Source organism: Vibrio sp. A11, from assembly GCF_013048705.1.
GTDB lineage: Bacteria > Pseudomonadota > Gammaproteobacteria > Enterobacterales > Vibrionaceae > Vibrio > Vibrio metschnikovii.
The window spans coordinates 1-582 of the sequence record NZ_VHSI01000077.1; the positions used below are offsets into that span (position 1 = coordinate 1).

The 582-nt window shown below is 40.7% G+C and carries 2 protein-coding genes; both read left to right on the plus strand.

The features are described from left to right. The coding region (locus tag FKQ60_RS17390) for a DUF1778 domain-containing protein (protein WP_170906831.1) at window positions 1-138 on the plus strand (138 nt) is incomplete at its 5' end. After that, a partial coding sequence (locus FKQ60_RS17395; RefSeq protein WP_170906832.1) for a GNAT family N-acetyltransferase occupies window positions 135-582 on the plus strand: 448 nt, incomplete at its 3' end. The genes FKQ60_RS17390 and FKQ60_RS17395, both read left to right, overlap by 4 nt.

The window sequence follows — 582 nt, forward strand, 5'->3', positions numbered from 1 at the left end:
GTTATTGAGGAGCATGAAAGTATTATGGTTAAAGACAGTGTCTTTGACGAGTTTATGGCTGCGTGTAATAAAGTAAAAGCACCGAATCAAGCTTTGCTTGAAGCGGTTAAATTTACAGATAAGAGTGGTATCAAGTGAGTTGGGGTAAAGAGTTTGTAGAACTTAGTAAATCAAAGCATGACCGCGACTCATTTGACTGTGGTGAGCAAGAGCTAAACACATTTATCAAAACTCAAGCGGCAAAGCACATGCAAGCAGGTATTAGCCGAACAATGGTTTTACCTAGTGCTCAACCACTGTTAAATCAAAAATTCGCTATTTGTGCATTTTATAGTGTTGCACCGAGTTCAATCAGTCGAGAAACATTGCCGGCCCAATTAGCAAAGAAACTTCCTAGGTATCCAATCCCTGTTTTTCTTTTGGCTCAATTAGCTGTGCACAAAGAGTATCATGGTTCTGGGCTCGGAAAAATTAGTCTAATTCGCGCACTGAAGTACTTGTGGGAAGTGAATCATCACATGAGGGTATACGCAATTGTTGTGGACTGTCTGACAGATTCGGCTCAAGCGTTCTATACGAAGT